The sequence below is a fragment of the Bradyrhizobium sp. AUGA SZCCT0222 genome (genome assembly GCF_018130205.1).
GTDB lineage: Bacteria > Pseudomonadota > Alphaproteobacteria > Rhizobiales > Xanthobacteraceae > Bradyrhizobium.
On sequence record NZ_JAFCLX010000007.1, the window covers coordinates 81887 to 99108 of the forward strand.

Here is a 17222-nt window from a genome sequence, read left to right on the forward strand (position 1 = left end):
GGAACATCTGAGCCTGCCGGTCTACGGAGGCATCCGAAGACGCGCTTCGCTTACGTCGAGAAGGTGGCATCCCGTCCAGAACAATCCCGCCGGACCGCCGCCTCTTCAAACGAAATCAGCCGCTGCCGTTTCTCGTCCCACAAAGCCATTCGCACGCACCGTAAACTTTGAAGCAACGTAATTCGCCCGATGGCGATGAGCTGCGGATGATCCCGCAACACGTCAGGCAACCGGTAGCAGGGAATTCGACTGCTTAAGTGATGGATGTGGTGAACGCCAATGTTTGCCGTGAACCAGCGCAAAACACCCGGCAAGTGATAGTGGGAACTGCCATGAAGCGCAGCCTCGTGGAAACTCCAATGCTCGTCGTGGGACCAGGAGGTGTCTTCGAACTGGTGTTGAACAAAGAACAGCCATACACCGATCGACGCCGCCAGAGCCGTGATCGGGAGGTGTATGAGGATGAATGGCCCAAAGCCGACCAGCCGGATCATAGCGGCGACCAGAATCGCGATGACGATGTTCGTGCCCATCGTACTTAGCCATGGCATCCAGCCGCTTCGCATCATCCCTATCGGCAGGCGTTGCTGCAAGATGAACAAAAACGTGGGACCGACGCCGAACATCACGATCGGATGGCGGTACGCCCGATAAGCGATCTGACGCCATCGCGGCCGCGACTGAAACTCACGCACCGTCAACGTGTCAATGTCGCCGACCCCCCTCTGATCGAGATTGCCCGAACTTGCGTGATGGCGTGCATGGCTTCGTCGCCAGTGATCGTACGGCGTTAGCGTCACGACACCGATGGCTCGGCCGACCCAATCGTTTGCAAGGCGGCCCGAGAAGAACGACCCGTGGCCGCAGTCGTGCTGGATCATGAAGAGGCGGACGAGGAAGCCCGCCGCCGGTACCACCAGCAGCAGGCCAATCCAGCAGCCGTGGTCGAGAGCCGTCCATATCAGCGTCCAAATGACAAGGAAGGGCACTGCCGTGATCACCAGCTCAAATAATCCGCGCCTGCTGTTTGGTTCGCGATAGCGGGCAAGCAGGTGCGCCAATGCGCGGGTTTCTGGTGAGCTTTGAACCATTTCGATGTTTCGCCCTCAGGAATAAGACGGCCGCGCGATCGTGCTGCCAGAGAGGCGAGAAGTAGCACTGGGCGAACAGATGGACTGAGCAGAATTGCTCATAGGCCATTGATTTGAGCGGGTGCCGTCTCCGCTGCTTCACCATCCAACAACCCGGCGGAACAAATGTTTGTTAGGGTCCTTGACGTTGCATGGATCGCCTTCCTGCCCAAGGCATCCTACATAGATGGCCTCAGTGTTCCCCGCACTGAGGCCGTTCTTGCGAACCAAATTTCCCAAAGTGGTCCCGCCAAGCAGTCATGCGATGCGTTTTGGGGCGCCCCAGGACAGTACCGGTCGGCTGGGCGCTGTCCGTATTGCATCCGAATTTTGAATCGGGGAGTGCCCTAATTCGCTAACGATGGGCCAAATTCTTTTCCGATATGAGCAATATTGACCAGCCCCATTCCCTTCCTAACCGTCAGTCGCGTTCGAGGATCTTGGCGCCCGGGTAGACCTGGCGGGCGTACGCAACGACCAGCGAGCGGTGCTGTGTCTCCAGGAACGGAGTCCTGATGTGACACGACCCGACGATGAGGTGCCACAAGCCGTTGATCTTCTGGATGATGACGTCCATGACAAATGCTTCCTTCTTGCAAGTTTCGCGGTGCGTTGCTCCGCTCAGCGCTCACATTCGTGAGCAGCTGACCGAGCCAATGCCCTGGCCGCATCAGCGTGTGCGGCTTTCTCAGCTCCGCCGCTCAATCCCGGTTCGAACGGCATAACGCCGTCGATCTACAACCTCTCGCAGGGGGGCGGATCGGGCCATTGCACAGACGTTCATCAATGCCTTACATTCGTTTGGGACGATGATACTTAGGTTTACGCTTGACCACCTGCGCGGCTCGTCGCTGCTTCATCGGTGGTCCGCCGCGCGCTCATCATTGCCGCATGGTCCTGCGCTTTCCCTCGACAAATTGACCCGACGGCTGCGCCCGGCGTAGCCTTGGCGAAGCCGGGGCAAATCACTTCCGATTTAAAGAAATCATGTCAAGCCCAAAATTTCTGTAAATCAAAAATATTTCTCTTCCCTTCCACCCCAAATCAGTGCGCATCTATCGCCATCCCGTCCCACTCAGAGGGGCGTTGGCCATCGTCACAACGAGGGGCGGGTCGCGGTGGACGCAACAGTTGCGATTGACGGTCGCGGCTGAAGCGTACGGCGAAAGCGTGTGGTCCTGGCGCCCGTAACGGCGTCAAGCCTTAAGGGAGCTAACGCTTCCGAGGGGCGACGGTGGCAATAGAGGCCGTCTCACCGGGGAGAGCGCGTTATAAGCCGTAAAGCCATTGCGCAGGGAATGTCGGATGTTCTCCGCTGCCCTGTATGCTCGTGTGCAGCATTCTTATGCACAATCGCACGCGAGACCGCGGGTGCAGCGCGCATCCGGCATTCCCTGCGCCCTCTGATTTCGAGAGGTGCGGAAATTACTTGCAAACCTCGGGCAGATCGTGCCGCGAGAACGCTCCTCGTCGTCCCGGCGAAGGCCGGGACCCATAGCCACCGAGGGTAGCGGTAGAAGGAAAGTCGTCGGACAGCACGTCTCAAAGCAAGCGCCGCGGCGTATGGGTCCCGGCCTTCGCCGGGACGACGATGGATTGTGACTGCGGACCGCAGACATGCGGCCCCACTCCGGAACGGACAAGCTCCACAGCCGTTATCAGCCGCCCGTCCGCGTCAATTTCGCCCGATTTTCAAGGCGAAGTGTTCACCCAAACCCCGCATCATCAGCTAAAATAGCCTTCCGCGCCGCCGATCCATGAGGACCGCCATGAGCTTCCGCCGCGATTTCATCACCAAGCCGATCTTCTCCTGGGCCCGCGGCGTGTTGCCGTCGATGTCCGACACCGAGCGCGAGGCGCTGGAGGCCGGTGACGTCTGGTGGGACGCCGACCTCTTCACCGGCAATCCCGACTGGTCGAAATTGCTTGGCTACGCGCCGGCGGCGCTGACGGCGGAGGAAGAAGCCTTCCTCCATGGTCCGGTCGACGAGCTCTGCGCCATGCTCGACGACTGGAAGATCAATTGGGAATGGCGCGACCTGCCGCCGGAGGCGTGGGCCTTCATCAAGCGCCACAAATTCTTCGGCATGATTATTCCCAAGGAGTATGGCGGCCTCGGCTTCTCGCCTTACGCGCATTCCGAGGTGGTGCGAAAACTTTCGTCGCGCTCGCTCACCGCCGCCGTCACCGTGATGGTGCCGAACTCGCTCGGGCCCGGCGAACTCTTGATGCGGTTCGGCACCAAGGAACAACAGCAGCAATGGCTGCCGCGCCTGGCCGATGGCCGCGACATTCCCTGCTTCGGACTGACCAGTCCGGAAGCAGGCTCCGATGCCGCCTCGATGATCGACACGGGTATTATCTGCAAGGGGCAGTTCGAAGGCCGCGAAGTGCTGGGGCTGCGCCTCAACTGGCACAAGCGCTATATCACGCTCGGCCCGGTCGCGACGCTGCTCGGCCTCGCCTTCAAGGCCTACGACCCCGATCATCTGGTGGGTTCTGAGGAAGAGCTCGGCATCACCGTCGCGCTGATCCCGACGCATCTTCCCGGCGTCGAGATCGGCAAGCGCCATCTGCCGGCGATGCAGGTGTTCCAGAACGGCCCGAATTGGGGCCGCGATGTCTTTATCCCGATGGATTACATCATCGGCGGCCAGGAACGCCTCGGCCAGGGCTGGAAAATGCTGATGACCGCGCTCGCCGCCGGCCGCGGCATCTCGCTGCCGTCACTGTCGGCCGCGGGCGCGGCCTATGCCGCGCGCACCTCTGGCGCCTATGCCCGCATCCGCGAGCAGTTCGGCATCTCCATCTCAAAATTCGAGGGCATCGAGGAGCCGCTGGCGCGCATTGCCGGCACGGCCTATTTGCTCGACGCCGCGCGGCGGCTGACCTGTGCGGCGCTCAACCAGGGCCGTCATCCCGCGGTCATTTCCGGCATCATGAAGCTGCACGCCACCGAGCGGATGCGGATCGCGATCGACGACGCCATGGACATCCATGGCGGCAAGGCGGTCATTGACGGCCCGCAGAACTATCTCGGAAACCTCTATCGCTCGGTGCCGGTCGGCATCACCGTCGAAGGCGCCAACATCCTGACCCGCAATCTGATCGTGTTCGGGCAGGGTGCGATCCGCGCCCATCCCTATCTGCTCGACGAGATGAACGCGCTCGGTGAAGCCGATCGCGCCAGGGGGCTGGATGCTTTCGACAAGGCGTTCTGGAGCCATGTCGGGCATAGTTTCAAGACCATGTTCCGCGCCTTTGGCCGCAGCTGGAGCTTTGGCATGTTCGCGCCGGCGCCTGATGCAGGTGATGCAACCAAATTCTATCGCCAGCTCTCGCGCTACTCCTCGGCCTTCGCGCTCTGCGCCGACATGGCACTGCTCACCTTGGGCGGTGCGCTCAAGCGCAAGGAAATGCTCTCGGCCCGGTTCGGCGATATCCTCTCCGAACTCTATCTGCTTTCGGCCGCGCTGAAACGCTGGCAGGACGAAGGCCGCCAGCAAGCCGATTTCGCCGCACTGGAATGGTGCATGGCGAGCGGCTTCAAAACCATCGAGAACCGCTTTGCCGAGATCCTCAATAATCTGCCCAATCGCTTCGTCGCAGTGATCCTGAAATTCCTGATCCAGCCGTTCGGCGCGCGGGTGGTCGGTCCATCCGACCGGGTCGTCCATCTCTGCGCGCAGCTCGTGCTGTCGCCATCGGCGGCGCGTGACCGGCTGACGGCGGATTTGTCACATGTCGATGACGATCGCGGCGTTGCCCGGCTGGAAAAGGCGTTCCTGCTGGTGACCGCCGCGGAGAGCGCCGCGAAGCAACTGCACGCCGCGCGGCTGCACGACTGGAAAGAGGCGGTGCAGAAGGGCGTCATCACCCAGTCCGAGGGCGAAAAGCTCGCCGCTGCCCATGAAGCTGTCGCAAAAGTGATCGAGGTTGACGATTTTGCGCCGGAGGCGCTGTCGCCGATTTACAGGAAAGCCGCCGACGTGCATCAATTCTTCCAGGAATTGGGTGATCAGAGGGCGGCGAGCTGATGGCGCGACCGGTTTTTATTGTCGACGGCAGCCGGACGCCGTTCCTGAAAGCGCGTTCCGGCCCCGGGCCCTTCACCCCGGTCGATCTCGCCGTGCAATGCGGCCGGCCGCTCTTGGCCCGGCAGCCCTTTGCGCCCACCACCTTCGATCAGGTGATTTTGGGCTGCGTCAACGTCATTGCCGACGAGATGAACCCGGCGCGGGTCGCAGCGCTGCGGCTCGGCATGGGCGAGAAAATGGTCGCCTTCACCGTGCAGATCAATTGCGGCTCCGGCATGCAGTCGATCGACACGGGCTACCGCTACATCCGCGAGGGCGTCTCCGACCTGATCCTGGCCGGCGGCGCCGAGGCGCTGAGCCACGCGCCGCTGGTGTGGCCGCAGCAGGGCGTGCGCTGGTTCGCCGGCCTTGCCGGTGCCCGGGGTCTCGGCGCCAAGATCATGGCCGCGCTAAAGGTGCGGCCGTCTTATTTCAAACCGATCATCGGCCTCGAACGCGGGCTGACGGATCCCATCACCGACCTCAACATGGGCCAGACCGCCGAGGTGGTCGGGCATCTCTTCGGCATCACCCGCGCGCAGTCCGATGCCTATGCCGCCGAGAGCCACAAGCGGCTCGCCAACGCCCAGAGCCAGGGCTGGCTGAAGGGCGAGGTCGAAACTGCTTTTGCCCGCGACGGCAAATTCTATGACCATGACGATGGCGTGCGGCCGGATTCCACGGCCGAGACATTGGCAAAACTGAAGCCGGTGTTCGAACGGCCCTGGGGCAAGGTCACCGCCGGAAATTCCTCGCAGATCACCGACGGTGCGTCATGGGTGATCCTCGCTTCCGAGAAAGCCGTTGCCAAGCATGGCCTGACGCCGAAGGCGGTCATCCTCGACAGCCAATGGTCGGCGCTCGATCCCTCGATCATGGGCCTCGGCCCCGTGCTGTCGGCGACCGAACTCTTGAAGCGCAACGAGTTGACTCTCGGCGATATCGAGACCTGGGAATTGAACGAGGCCTTTGCGACGCAGGTGCTGGGCTGTCTCGCAGCCTGGAACGACGAAAAGTTCTGCAAGGAGATTCTGGGCCTCGACGGTGCGGCCGGTGCCATCGACCAGACCAGAATGAATGTCGATGGCGGCGCGATCAGCCTTGGCCATCCCGTCGGCTGCAGCGGCAACCGCATCGTGCTGCATCTCGTCAACGCCATGAAGCGGCTCGGCACACGGCGCGGCATCGCCACCGAATGTATCGGCGGCGGGCAGGGCGGCGCGATGCTGATAGAGACGGTGTGATCATGGAATCAAGGATCATGGACGTTCTCGGCGATCGCGTGCTCGAACTCGGGCCGAAGCCCGACGCGGGCGGACCGTACAGGAATTTCAAGCTGACCCGCGACTCCGATGGGATCGCATGGCTGCTGTTCGACCGCGAAGGCGCCAGCGCCAACACGCTGTCGGCGGATTTGATCGAAGAACTCGGTAAGGTGCTCGGCGAACTCGAAACCGCACGGCCCGCGGGCCTCGTGATCCGTTCCGCGAAGGAATCCGGCTTCATTGCCGGCGCCGATGTCAACGCGTTTCGCGGTGCGAGCGATGTGCTTGAGGTCGAGACTGAAATCGGCCGGGCACATGCGGTCATCGACCGGCTCGAAGCGCTGCGGATCCCCACGGTCGCCGTGATCCACGGCTTCTGTCTCGGCGGTGGCCTGGAGGTTGCGCTGGCCTGCCAGATGCGGATCGCGATCGATGATGCGCGCTTCGGCTTTCCCGAGGTGATGCTCGGCCTGCATCCCGGTCTCGGCGGCACCGTGCGTTTCACGCAGCTGGTCAATCCGATGCAGTCGATGCCGTTGATGCTGACCGGAAAGACCATCGACGCGCGCAAGGCCAAATCGCTCGGGCTGGTCGACGCGGTGACGCAGGAGCGGCACGTCCGCAGCGCGGTGAAGGATGCCGTGTTCGGGCGGCTGAAGCGCGCCGCGCCTGGCCTGCTCACCTCGATCCTGAACTGGGAGCCGGCGCGCAAACTGCTTGCCTCGCGGATGCGCAGCGAGGCGGCCAAGGCTGCGCCGCAGGAACATTACCCCGCGCCCTATGCGCTGATCGATCTCTGGGAAAGTTACGGCGGTGACAAATACGGCATGCTGCGGGCCGAACAGGCGTCGTTCGCCAAATTGATGGTGACGCCGACGGCGCAGAACCTGATCCGGGTGTTCTTCCTTCGCGAGCAGATGAAGAAGCTCGCCGGCAGCGGCAACAAGATCAACCACGTTCATGTCATCGGCGCCGGTGCCATGGGCGGCGATATCGCGGCCTGGTGTGCAGGTCAGGATATGCGGGTGACGCTGGCAGACATGAAGCCCGAGCCGATCGCTGGCGCGATCAAGCGCGCGTCTGACTTGTTCGGCAAGATCCTGCGCAAGCGCACCAGCGTGCGCGATGCGCTGGATCGATTGATACCCGACATGGGCGGCGAGGGTGTCCGCAGCGCCGATCTCATCATCGAGGCGGTGCCGGAAAAGCTGGCGCTGAAGCAGAAGGTCTATGCCGGGCTTGAGCCCATCATGAAACCCGGCGCGATCCTCGCCACCAACACGTCAAGCATTCCGCTGCAGGATCTGCGGACCAGTCTGCAAAAGCCGGAGCGGCTGCTCGGCCTGCATTTCTTCAACCCGGTGTCGCGGCTGCAGCTCGTCGAAGTGGTCAGCCATGACGGCACGGATGCGCAACTGTTGAAGGAGGCGCTGGCGTTCGTCGGCGCCATCGACCGCCTGCCGCTGCCGGTCAAGTCTTCGCCGGGCTTCCTCGTCAACCGCGCGCTGACGCCCTACATGCTGGAAGCGATGGTGATGCTCGACGAGAAGATCGACAAATCGGTCATCGACGCCGCGGCGAAAAAATTCGGCATGCCGATGGGCCCGATCGAACTCGCCGACCAGGTCGGCCTCGATATCTGCCTCGATGTCGGCGACATGCTGCGCTCGAAATTCGGCGACGCCCTGCCGCCAACGCCGGCATGGCTGCGCGAAAAAGTCGCCAAGGGCGAACTCGGGCGCAAGACCGGCAAGGGATTTTACGTCTGGAAGGACGGCAAGGCGGACACCTCGTCGGCCGCGCCTTCCACCTCGGAACCATCCGCCGAAATGATCGATCGCCTGATGCTGCCGATGTCGAATGTCTGCGTCGCGTGCCTGCACGAAGGCATCGTCGACAATGCCGATGTGGTCGACGGCGCTGTCATCTTCGGCACCGGATATGCGCCGTTCCGCGGCGGCCCGCTGAATTATGCCCGCACCCGCGGCGTGGATAATGTGGTCGCGACCCTGCGCGCGCTCACCGAAAAATTCGGCGACAGGTTCACGCCCGATGCCGGCTGGGAGAATTTCAAGTGAACGAGACGCATGCCCCGCTGAGCACCGAAACCGAGCCGCGCGGCGATCTCTGCATCCGCACGCTGGCGATGCCGGCCGACACCAACGCCAATGGCGACATCTTTGGCGGCTGGCTGCTCAGCCAGATGGATATCGGCGGCGGCGTGTTTGCTTCCAAGATCGCGAATTCCCGCACCGTCACGGTCGCGATCGACGCGATGAATTTTCGCAAGGCCGTCTATGTCGGCGACCTCGTCTCGGTGCACGCCAATCTGGTCCGGATCGGCCGGACTTCGATCACGGTCCATCTCGAGGCCTGGTCGCTGCGCCGGGAAGACAGGCTGTCGATCCTGGTGACCGACGGCAATTTTACCTACGTCTCGATCGACGAGCAGGGCCACCCTCAAGCCATCAAGCGTGAGGGGGCTCCAATCTCGACTTGAGTCTTATGGGCAGGGACGCTCATAACCGTCACGGCCGATGAACGTGCCGCGGCGCGGATCGTAGCTGCGCGAGCGCATGCAGCGCGGCGTGTCGTCGTAAACCCGGGCCGGCGGCGGCGCGACGTATTGCGCTTCCATGCCGCAATAACGCGGCGAAACGGCCACCCAGCCGCCGGGTTGCTCCACATAGCAGCCGTTGTTGTAATAGCGGTAGCCGCCCGGGCGGAGCTCGCCCTGGGATGCAATCGCAGCTCCGGTGCCGGCGCCGATGATGGCGCCTGCCGCCGCGCCGCCGCGTCCACCGAGGGCGCCGCCGACGACACCGCCAAGGACGCCACCGACGATCGCGCCGCCGATCGCATCCTGCGCGGCGGCCTGCTGGACCGGTGCGCAAATCGCGAGGGCCAGAAGCGTCGTAACCGCCAATTTCGATACCATGTCCGTTCTCCGGCCTGTTTGTCGCAAATCACTGGATTCGCGGGGAACACTGGCGGCGACTTTGCCGCAGGTCAAGCCCGCGGAGGGGCCGTTTGTCCCACGAATCCGTATTGAACCGGCCTTGCCGGGCGCTGATTCGCCAGACAATCGTCGATGACGTTTCCGTGCAGGCGCGGCTTGTCGGGCTGAGGAACATTTCGGCAGGCGCTCGGTTATTTGCGCGGAATGCCATCGAGGCTGGATAACATGTCGGATACCTACATTATCGAAGTCGGTTCGCAGACCGCCGGGATTGTCGTGCGTGGCCCCGGCGGCTATCGTTTCTTTGCGGCCTCTCATCGTTTCGACCAGCTGGAAGGCCAGCTGTTCCGCAACGCGCGCGAAGCCGAGCGCGCGGCGAGACGTCTTGCCACCGGCGTTTTGACGCTGGCCGCGTGAAGCGGCCGTCCCTGCGATATTCAGAACCGCAAGGCCAGATTCGGCATTTCCCTGACGGACAGCGCAGCGCGTTGGAACTGCGCTGATTTCCGACGATTTTAAGCTCACCCTTTACCAAGGTTTTTTACGCGCAATTTCCTTCCCCCCGCTAGCCTTGCCGCCCAACCGGTATGGCGCCCTGATGAACATTCGCAGGTATTTTCGACGGTGGTTTTACATCGGCAGCGCCGCCACACCGGCGGGCGGTGCGTTGCTCATCGAGCAGTTCCGCATTCTGACGAGCCAAATTCCCGTCCTCTACGGCGTGCTGATTGTCGAGAGTGTTAGCGTCTCCTACGTCTTGCCGGCCTCGCTGCCGCTCTGGTTCCGCTTCGGTGTGCCCGGCGCGCTGCTGCTGATCAGCGTGATCAGGATGATCTACTGGATCAAGCTCCGGAAGGTGGTGCCGACAGCCGAACAGGCGCTGAAGCACCTGTTCAAGACCCGCATCCTGGCGTCCGCGCTCAACGCCGTCTTCGCGGTCTGGACCCTGGTGCTGTTCGACAGCGTCGAGGCGGACTCGCGCGCACCATTGGCGCTGCTGGTTTTCCTGGGTTCGGTCGGAAGCGCCTACTGCCTCGGAAGTTTCCCGAGTGCCGCCCGGCTCACGCTGCTGATTTCGGCCGTTCCGATCTCGCTGCGGTTGCTGATCTCGGGTGAAGCACTGCACGTCTGCATCGGCATCAATCTTTGCATGCTGGTGGTGCTGTTGATCCGGATGATCAACACCAACTACTCCGATCTGGTGAATCTCGTCGCTTCGCGCGCGGACCTCGCCGTCGAAGGCGAGCGGGCGCGAAGCGCCGAACTGGCGGCCCTTACGGAACAAGCCAATGCGCGCGAGATCGCCGACCGTTTCGATTCGGCGCTCAACAACATGTCGCAGGGGCTTTGCTTCTTCGACGGCGCGCAGCGGCTCATTGTGTGCAACCGCCGTTACGTCGACATGTACGATTTGCCGCCGGACAGCGTCAAACCTGGTATCTCGCTCAGAGAGATCGTCCAGCTGCGTTTCGAGGCGGGAAGCCATCCCGCGATGACCGTGGACGAATACCTCGCCTGGCGCGATCAGCTTGCCGTCAGCGTGGAGCAGCACGACTCGGTTGTTGAACTGGCCAATGGCCGCGTTGTCCGGATTTACCACCGGCCGATGCCGGATCGCGGCTGGGTGGCCACGCACGAAGACATCACCGATCTGAGGCGTCGCGAAGCCTCGTTCCGACTGTTGTTCGAGGAGAATCCGCTCCCGATGTGGGTGGCCGACGTCGATACGCTCGAGCTTCTGGCCGTCAATGCCGCGACCTGCCGGCACTACGGCTACTCTCGCGAGCAGATGCTGTCGATGAACGTGGAGAATCTGCGTGTTCCGGAGGACATCAGGAAGGTTCGCGACGAATTCCGCCAGCATCAGGGCATGCAGACGGCGCACGATACCCGCCGACACGTCACGGCCGATGGAAGAATAATCGAGGTGGCGATCGAGGCGCGTCCGCTGCGCTACAACGGCCGCGATGCCTGCGTGGCGGTGGCGTTCGACATGACCGATCGCAAGCGCGCGGAACAGCGGATCCTGCATCTGGCCTGGCATGACGCGCTGACGGATCTGCCGAACCGCGCCGCGCTGGATGGTCATTTTTCGAAGGTGCTCGACGCGGCCCGGGAACGCAGCGGAAGCTTCGCGGTCCTTTGCATCGATTTCGACCGCTTCAAGCAGATCAACGATCTGTTCGGGCATTCGATGGGCGACGCGGCGTTGCGCGAAGCTTCGCGGCGTCTGCAGATGGCGTCACAGGGCGCCTTCCTGGCGCGGATCGGCGGCGACGAATTCATCGCGATCACCGAACAGGACCCGCTGCCATCGAGTGCGGAACTGCTCGCCGACCGGCTGCGCGGCGCGCTGGACCAGGATATCGAGATCGACGGGCATTCCTTCGAGCTTGATCTCAGCATCGGGATCGCGGTCTATCCTCGCGACGGCCATGACGCGCGGTCGCTGTTCGCCAACGCAGATGCGGCGCTGTATCGCGCCAAGCACGAAGGCCGCGGGGCGATACGGTTCTTCACCGCCACGATGGATCAGCAGTTGCGCGACCGCCGGGCGCTGGAACACGATCTGAAATCGGCCGTCGCAAACGGCGAGCTCTATCTGGAATATCAGCCGCAGCGGCATGCCGGGGGCGAGATCATCGGATTTGAGGCGCTGGTGCGCTGGATGCATCCGCAACGCGGCATCGTTCCGCCCGCGGAGTTCATCCCGATCGCCGAGGAAACCGATCTGATCGTCGAGATCGGGGAGTGGGTCTTGCGGGAGGCATGCCGCGAAGCCGCGTGCTGGAAGGCGCCGCTGCAGGTCGCCGTCAACGTCTCGGCGATTCAATTCCGCCGCGGCAATCTGCAGCAATTGGTAGGCGATGTTCTGCGCGAAACCGGTATCTCGCCGGCGCGTCTCGAACTCGAAATTACCGAGGGCGTGCTGATCGAGAACGTTGCACGTGCGACGCTGATGCTGAAAGGCCTCAAGAGGCTCGGCGTCAGCATTGCATTGGACGATTTCGGAACCGGATATTCCTCGCTGTCCTATCTGCAAAGCTTCCCGCTCGACCGGATCAAGATCGACCGGTCCTTTATCGCCAGTCTTGGCCGCACCGATCGATCGCTGGCGATCGTTCGCGCCGTCATTGGCCTCGCGCACGGGCTCGGACTTCCGGTGCTGGCGGAAGGTGTCGAGACCAATGATCAGCTCAGGACGCTGATATCAGAGGGATGCGATGAAATGCAGGGCTATCTGATCGGGCGTCCGCGCCGGATCGAAGTTTATGCCAATCTGCTGGGCCGCAGCGATGCAGCCGGCCACATGCGCACCGCGACATAACTCAAAGGCGTCTCGCGGACCGCGCGAGCGCCAGAGCCGCGTTCAGCTCTGACCGATCAGCCGCTTGCAAAATGCGGCGCTATCGCTGATCGCATCGCGGCCCTTCCACGCCAGGCCGGACAACAATCCATTGCCGCGCGCGCCGCGCAGTTGCAGGATGTGGCCGACTTCATCGGGAAACCGGCTCACTTCAGCCTCCACATCGGCCACGATCGCGCTTCTGATGTCGCGCAGCCGCGCGCCCCACTCGGAGGCCGCGAGTTCGCGGATGGCGGCCTGCACCGCTGCTTCTGTCTTGTCGATGTCGGCGAGGATGTCGCGCGCGTCGACGACACGGTTTTTCTTCAGGGCAACGCGCAAGGCGATGCGTTTGTCGTCGATCTGGTCCAGCACCATCGAGACGGATATCGCATAGGGCGTCGCTGCGACGTCGGCTGCGCGCCGGCTGCGCGCGGGTTTGGTGGCAAGACGGAGCAACTCGCGGGGCGTCTTGAGACGTCCAGCAACCAGCGCCAGCGCAAACGGCACCGCGCCGGGATCCTTTTTCCGGAATGCATCCAGCAGCGCCGTAACCTTGTCGACCTGCGCGTCGTTGAATTTCAGGATCTTTTCCGGCAAGGCTTTGCCGAACCCTGCCAGCGCCTCGCGTGCGCGCAGCGCACCCATGATCTTGACGAGGTCGCTATAAACCGACGGCGAAGCCGTGTAGGCCGCAAGCTTGGTGCGTGCCCGCTCCGAGCCATCGGCCGAAGCCAGGTTTCCCTCCAGCGATTTTGCGACCTTGGTCTGGAAGATCGATGCCGCCTGTTGCGCGTCGCGCGGCCGGTTGGAAGCGATAAACCCCTTCATCTGGCCTTCGTAGTCGCGGGCCATGATCGGCAGCAGATCGCGGTTGATCCATTCCCAGATCGGAACAAGTGAAGTCCGCGCAATCCGGCCCGTATTGGCATGCTCCGGCGCACCCGCGACGACCAGCGGCTCCAGCGGCGCGAAGAAATATTTCGACGGCGTTGGGGTCTCGTTCGGTCCGTCCGGGCGCAGCTCGGCCCGCAGCCTGGCCTGCAAGTCCGCGGTGCCCGGCATGTCGACGCCGCACGCCTCCAGCCGCTCCAGCTCGGTGAGCAGGCAGCTGCGCGTCAGCGGGCTCAACCGCTGGAGGAATTCCCAGATTCGATCGACCCGCATTTGCAGCGATTTTCCGATATCTGGCCCGTTTCCCGGGCCTAGCGACGGCAATGCAATCACAAAACCGTTAAGAACGGCAAAATCGCACCGGTAAAATGCGGCTGGCGCAATGCCAATGGGCTTATCATGCCTCTGGTACGCCGCCTTTTTAACAGATGGTTAACCATGATGTCAGGCGCATCCGGTTTCGGCCGCGTTGACCGGAACCACAAACCACCGCACCATAAGAAACTTTTTCCTTGAGGCGCCACCCGTGGCCGGACTGTCCAACCGCCAGACTGAAATTCTCAACATCGCCCGCGCCTTCGGCCGGGTGATGGTGGAGGATCTCGCCAAGCGTTTCGAGGTTTCGGCGCAGACCATCCGCAAGGACCTCAACGATCTCTGCGACCAGCGCTCGCTGACGCGGATCCATGGCGGCGCCATCATCGCCTCCGGCGTCGAGAACCTCGCCTATGAAGCGCGGCGCTTCGTCGCCGCCGAGGAGAAGCGGGCGATCGGCATTGCCGCCGCCTCGCGAATTCCGAACGGCTGCTCGCTGTTCATCAATATCGGCACCACGACGGAAGAGGTCGCCAGCGCGCTGACCTCGCATGAGGACCTGCTCGTCATCACCAACAACCTCAACGTCGCGATGCTGCTGTATCGTCATCCGCGCATCGAGGTGATCGTGGCGGGCGGGGCGGTGCGCCGCGCCGATGGCGCGGTGATCGGTTCGACCGCGATCAGCCTGATCGGCCAGTTCAAGGTCGACTACGCCATCATCGGCGCCTCCGCGATCGACGAAGAGGGCGCGCTCTTGGATTTCGACTATCGCGAAGTGCAGGCCGCGCAGGCGATCATCGCGAACGCGCGCAGCGTGATGCTGGTCGCCGACTCGACCAAGCTCAGGCGCAGCGCGCCGGTGCGCATCGCCCATCTCAGCCAGATCCAGACCTTCGTGACCGACGCCGCGCTTCCCGCCGGTCTCGCCAACATCTGCCACACCCGCGGCATCGAGGTGGTTGAGGCGATGGACAAGCCGGCGCCTGATATCGATGAGCCGGTGGCGGAGACGGCTTCGACTGTCACGCGGCTGCGCTAGACGCGGAAAGTACTGACCTTCACTTCGTTCCAGCATGAAATGGCCCCGGCATCGTCCGGGGCCTTTTCATGAGAATTCTGACGTGGAATAGAAAATCTAATCCAGCAGTGCAGAAAAAATGGTTTGTGCTGGACGAACCGGCCAGTGCACGGAGGTTCTCTCAGGAAAAGGGAGAACCGAATGCAAATCCGACGCATCAATTCCGAAGCGGCCCTCGTGCCGACGACTGGTTATAGCCAGGCGCTTGAGGTCGCCGGTCACACAAGGATGCTTTTTGTCAGCGGCCAAATCCCGGTCGGGGCCGACGGTGCTGTGCCCGAGGGCTTTGAAGCGCAGTGCAGGCTCGCCTGGAGCAACGTCGAGGCGCAGCTCAAGGCCGCCGGCATGACCCTCGACAATCTGGTCATGCACCGGACCTACCTTGCTGATCGGCGCTACACCATGCTCAATCGCGCGGTGCGAAGCGAGGTCCTCGGCAGCCGGGAAACCGCGCTGACCGTCGTCATCGCCGGAATCTTCGACGAGGCGTGGCTGCTTGAGATCGAGGCGGTGGCTGCGGGCTGAAGCCTTTCTAGTGCGTCGCGCAGCGCCATCGCCGCTGCTTTTCGCGATTGCCGCAGCCGATCATGCTGCACCATTGCCGGCGCTGGCCCTTGCTGGTGTCGAGATAATAGACGTCGCAGTCGAAGGCTCCGCACTTGCGGATTCTCTTGCGCTCCTCGTCAACGAGCAGACGCTCGATCGCGAGCGCACAGGCATGCAGTGGGATTTCACGCGCCAGCGCAGGCGACCAGCGGCGGTCGGCCAACCCGGGTGAGGGCGATGCGACCAGCGTCCGGGCCGCATGTGCCGCCTGGATCGCAGCAGATAGCGCGTCGAGATCGGATTGCCGCGCCGGCCGTCGGGCATGTGCGGCAGCGAGGACATCGTGAAGGTGTTCACGAAGCTTGCGCGCGCGTTTCGCAATATGCGAGCCGCTGCTTCCGAGCTGCCGCAGGCGTGCGGCGGTCCGATTGTCGATAAGGCCAGCCAGCGCAGCGAACCGTGTCAGGTCGCGATGCGTTGCCAGATTCTCGATTGGTGCGGTCGAGGGCCGCTCATCGAGGGTGTTCACGAGATCCAGCGCCGGATGGCCGCCGCTCCATTCGAACGGATTGGCGCGGCCGCTCATCCTGCTTGCCTCATGTTGCGCTCCATCATAACCTGTAAAATACATTAAAGGGGTTATGACGTCGATTGCGGTCGGAGGCGATGATGACTGATCTCACCGTCGGTGGCCGCACTGCCGCGCAATATCTCCGGGGCGCCCTCTACGGCCTTGCCGCCGTCAGCATCTGGTCCGGATGGATCGTGGTGGCGCGGCTCGGACTGCGGACCAGCCTGACGCCATGGGACATCGCTGCGCTTCGCTTTGGTGTGGCCGGCTTGCTCCTGCTGCCCTACGTGATGCGCAAGGGGCTAGCGTTCGAGCGGCTCGGCTGGATCGGGCTGGCGGCGATCTTGATCGGAGGCGGCGCTCCGGTCCTGCTGGCGAACGCAGGCCTGTTGTTCGCACCTGCTGCGCATGCGGGCGCGCTGTTTCCCGGCGTCATGCCGCTGGCGGTGGCAGTGCTTGCCGCGGCTATCCTGCACGAGCCGTTCACGGATGCGAAAAAGCTTGGCTTCGTGCTGATCCTGCTCGGCGTTTTCGGCATCGCCTGCAACGCTGGCGGCGTCGGCTCCGGGCAAACGATCGGGCACGCGCTGTTTCTCGGTTCTGCCGTGGCATGGGCCTGCTACACGGTCGCCATGCGTCGCGCGCGGCTCGATGGCCTCCATGCGGCTGCTATCGCCGCGGTCGGCGCTCTGTTTATCTACATACCCGTCTACTTCGTCGTGGAGGGCGCCAGCTTTGCCAAGGCCCCTTGGGAAGACCTGGCGCTTCAGGCGATCGTGCAGGGGCTTCTGACGGCGATCGTTTCACTGGTTTTCTATGGACGGGCGGTCAGCCTCCTCGGCGCCTCCAGCGGCGCCGCGTTCGCAGCGCTGTCCCCCGCGATGACGGCTGTCATGGCCATTCCTGTTCTGGGTGAGTGGCCGACGGCAATCGACTGGATCGCCATCGCAGGCATCTCCGCCGGCGTTTACGTCGTGAGCGGAGGGCCGCTGCCGCAACGGCGGAGCTGACCGCTCCGGTCAATTCGCTCCATAGAGAA

Annotated in this window: 14 protein-coding genes; 9 read left to right on the forward strand and 5 right to left on the reverse strand. The window is 63.0% G+C overall.

Annotation, left to right across the window (positions count from 1 at the left end):
• Positions 1–50: 50 nt before the first annotated feature.
• On the reverse strand, positions 51–1091 hold the full coding sequence (locus JQ629_RS08330) for a fatty acid desaturase (protein ID WP_212412249.1): 1041 nt from the start codon (positions 1089–1091) through the stop codon (positions 51–53).
• Between the two features lie 460 nt (positions 1092–1551).
• Positions 1552–1707, reverse strand: a complete 156-nt coding sequence (locus JQ629_RS08335) for a hypothetical protein (RefSeq protein ID WP_212412250.1) — start codon at positions 1705–1707, stop codon at positions 1552–1554.
• A gap of 1192 nt (positions 1708–2899) precedes the next feature.
• Here JQ629_RS08335 and JQ629_RS08340 point away from each other — a divergent pair.
• From JQ629_RS08340 to JQ629_RS08355, 4 genes are all read left to right on the forward strand, one after another.
• Positions 2900–5167: an acyl-CoA dehydrogenase gene (locus tag JQ629_RS08340; protein WP_212412251.1), complete on the forward strand. Its 2268-nt coding sequence runs from the start codon at positions 2900–2902 to the stop codon at positions 5165–5167.
• Entirely contained in the window at positions 5167–6450 is a 1284-nt protein-coding gene (locus tag JQ629_RS08345) for an acetyl-CoA C-acetyltransferase (RefSeq protein WP_212412252.1), read from the forward strand. The genes JQ629_RS08340 and JQ629_RS08345 overlap by 1 nt, the downstream gene beginning before the upstream one ends.
• Positions 6451–6452: 2 nt before the next feature.
• Positions 6453–8549, forward strand: a complete 2097-nt coding sequence (locus JQ629_RS08350; RefSeq protein WP_212412253.1) for a 3-hydroxyacyl-CoA dehydrogenase NAD-binding domain-containing protein — start codon at positions 6453–6455, stop codon at positions 8547–8549.
• 68 nt (positions 8550–8617) lie between these two features.
• Positions 8618–8971, forward strand: a complete 354-nt coding sequence (locus JQ629_RS08355) for an acyl-CoA thioesterase (protein WP_249133500.1) — start codon at positions 8618–8620, stop codon at positions 8969–8971.
• A 3-nt stretch (positions 8972–8974) separates the two neighbouring features.
• Here the strand turns inward: JQ629_RS08355 and JQ629_RS08360 are convergent, their stop codons facing one another.
• Complete coding sequence (locus JQ629_RS08360; RefSeq protein ID WP_212412255.1) at positions 8975–9409, reverse strand: YMGG-like glycine zipper-containing protein; 435 nt, start codon at positions 9407–9409, stop codon at positions 8975–8977.
• A gap of 246 nt (positions 9410–9655) precedes the next feature.
• Between JQ629_RS08360 and JQ629_RS08365 the strand changes: the two genes are divergently transcribed.
• Positions 9656–9847: a hypothetical protein gene (locus JQ629_RS08365; RefSeq protein ID WP_212262616.1), complete on the forward strand. Its 192-nt coding sequence runs from the start codon at positions 9656–9658 to the stop codon at positions 9845–9847.
• A 181-nt stretch (positions 9848–10028) separates the two neighbouring features.
• A complete protein-coding gene (locus JQ629_RS08370; RefSeq protein WP_212412256.1) occupies positions 10029–12758 on the forward strand; it encodes a putative bifunctional diguanylate cyclase/phosphodiesterase in 2730 nt (909 codons plus the stop codon).
• Positions 12759–12800: 42 nt separating this feature from the next.
• On the opposite strand, the gene JQ629_RS08375 is transcribed toward JQ629_RS08370, so the two are convergent.
• Positions 12801–13943: a hypothetical protein gene (locus tag JQ629_RS08375; protein ID WP_212412257.1), complete on the reverse strand. Its 1143-nt coding sequence runs from the start codon at positions 13941–13943 to the stop codon at positions 12801–12803.
• Positions 13944–14196: 253 nt separating this feature from the next.
• On the opposite strand from JQ629_RS08375, the gene JQ629_RS08380 reads away from it, so the two are divergent.
• Both JQ629_RS08380 and JQ629_RS08385 read left to right on the forward strand, forming a co-directional pair.
• Positions 14197–15027, forward strand: a complete 831-nt coding sequence (locus JQ629_RS08380) for a DeoR/GlpR family DNA-binding transcription regulator (protein WP_212033172.1) — start codon at positions 14197–14199, stop codon at positions 15025–15027.
• Between the two features lie 180 nt (positions 15028–15207).
• A complete protein-coding gene (locus tag JQ629_RS08385) occupies positions 15208–15591 on the forward strand; it encodes a RidA family protein (protein WP_212387886.1) in 384 nt (127 codons plus the stop codon).
• 7 nt (positions 15592–15598) lie between these two features.
• Here the strand turns inward: JQ629_RS08385 and JQ629_RS08390 are convergent, their stop codons facing one another.
• Positions 15599–16198: a CGNR zinc finger domain-containing protein gene (locus JQ629_RS08390; protein WP_212412258.1), complete on the reverse strand. Its 600-nt coding sequence runs from the start codon at positions 16196–16198 to the stop codon at positions 15599–15601.
• 83 nt (positions 16199–16281) lie between these two features.
• On the opposite strand from JQ629_RS08390, the gene JQ629_RS08395 reads away from it, so the two are divergent.
• A complete protein-coding gene (locus JQ629_RS08395) occupies positions 16282–17193 on the forward strand; it encodes a DMT family transporter (RefSeq protein WP_212412259.1) in 912 nt (303 codons plus the stop codon).
• Positions 17194–17222: the final 29 nt, after the last annotated feature.

Excerpts from the sequence above, each read along its gene's own strand:
- JQ629_RS08355 (WP_249133500.1), top strand. The coding sequence starts at position 8,618 with ATGCCGGCCGACACCAACGCCAATGGCGACATCTTTGGCGGCTGGCTG.
- JQ629_RS08335 (WP_212412250.1), bottom strand. The coding sequence starts at position 1,707 with ATGGACGTCATCATCCAGAAGATCAACGGCTTGTGGCACCTCATCGTC.
- JQ629_RS08360 (WP_212412255.1), bottom strand. The coding sequence starts at position 9,409 with ATGGTATCGAAATTGGCGGTTACGACGCTTCTGGCCCTCGCGATTTGC.
- JQ629_RS08370 (WP_212412256.1), top strand. The coding sequence starts at position 10,029 with ATGAACATTCGCAGGTATTTTCGACGGTGGTTTTACATCGGCAGCGCC.
- JQ629_RS08390 (WP_212412258.1), bottom strand. The coding sequence starts at position 16,198 with ATGAGCGGCCGCGCCAATCCGTTCGAATGGAGCGGCGGCCATCCGGCG.
- JQ629_RS08345 (WP_212412252.1), top strand. The coding sequence starts at position 5,167 with ATGGCGCGACCGGTTTTTATTGTCGACGGCAGCCGGACGCCGTTCCTG.
- JQ629_RS08330 (WP_212412249.1), bottom strand. The coding sequence starts at position 1,091 with ATGGTTCAAAGCTCACCAGAAACCCGCGCATTGGCGCACCTGCTTGCC.
- JQ629_RS08350 (WP_212412253.1), top strand. The coding sequence starts at position 6,453 with ATGGAATCAAGGATCATGGACGTTCTCGGCGATCGCGTGCTCGAACTC.
- JQ629_RS08365 (WP_212262616.1), top strand. The coding sequence starts at position 9,656 with ATGTCGGATACCTACATTATCGAAGTCGGTTCGCAGACCGCCGGGATT.
- JQ629_RS08385 (WP_212387886.1), top strand. The coding sequence starts at position 15,208 with ATGCAAATCCGACGCATCAATTCCGAAGCGGCCCTCGTGCCGACGACT.
- JQ629_RS08395 (WP_212412259.1), top strand. The coding sequence starts at position 16,282 with ATGACTGATCTCACCGTCGGTGGCCGCACTGCCGCGCAATATCTCCGG.
- JQ629_RS08375 (WP_212412257.1), bottom strand. The coding sequence starts at position 13,943 with ATGCGGGTCGATCGAATCTGGGAATTCCTCCAGCGGTTGAGCCCGCTG.
- JQ629_RS08340 (WP_212412251.1), top strand. The coding sequence starts at position 2,900 with ATGAGCTTCCGCCGCGATTTCATCACCAAGCCGATCTTCTCCTGGGCC.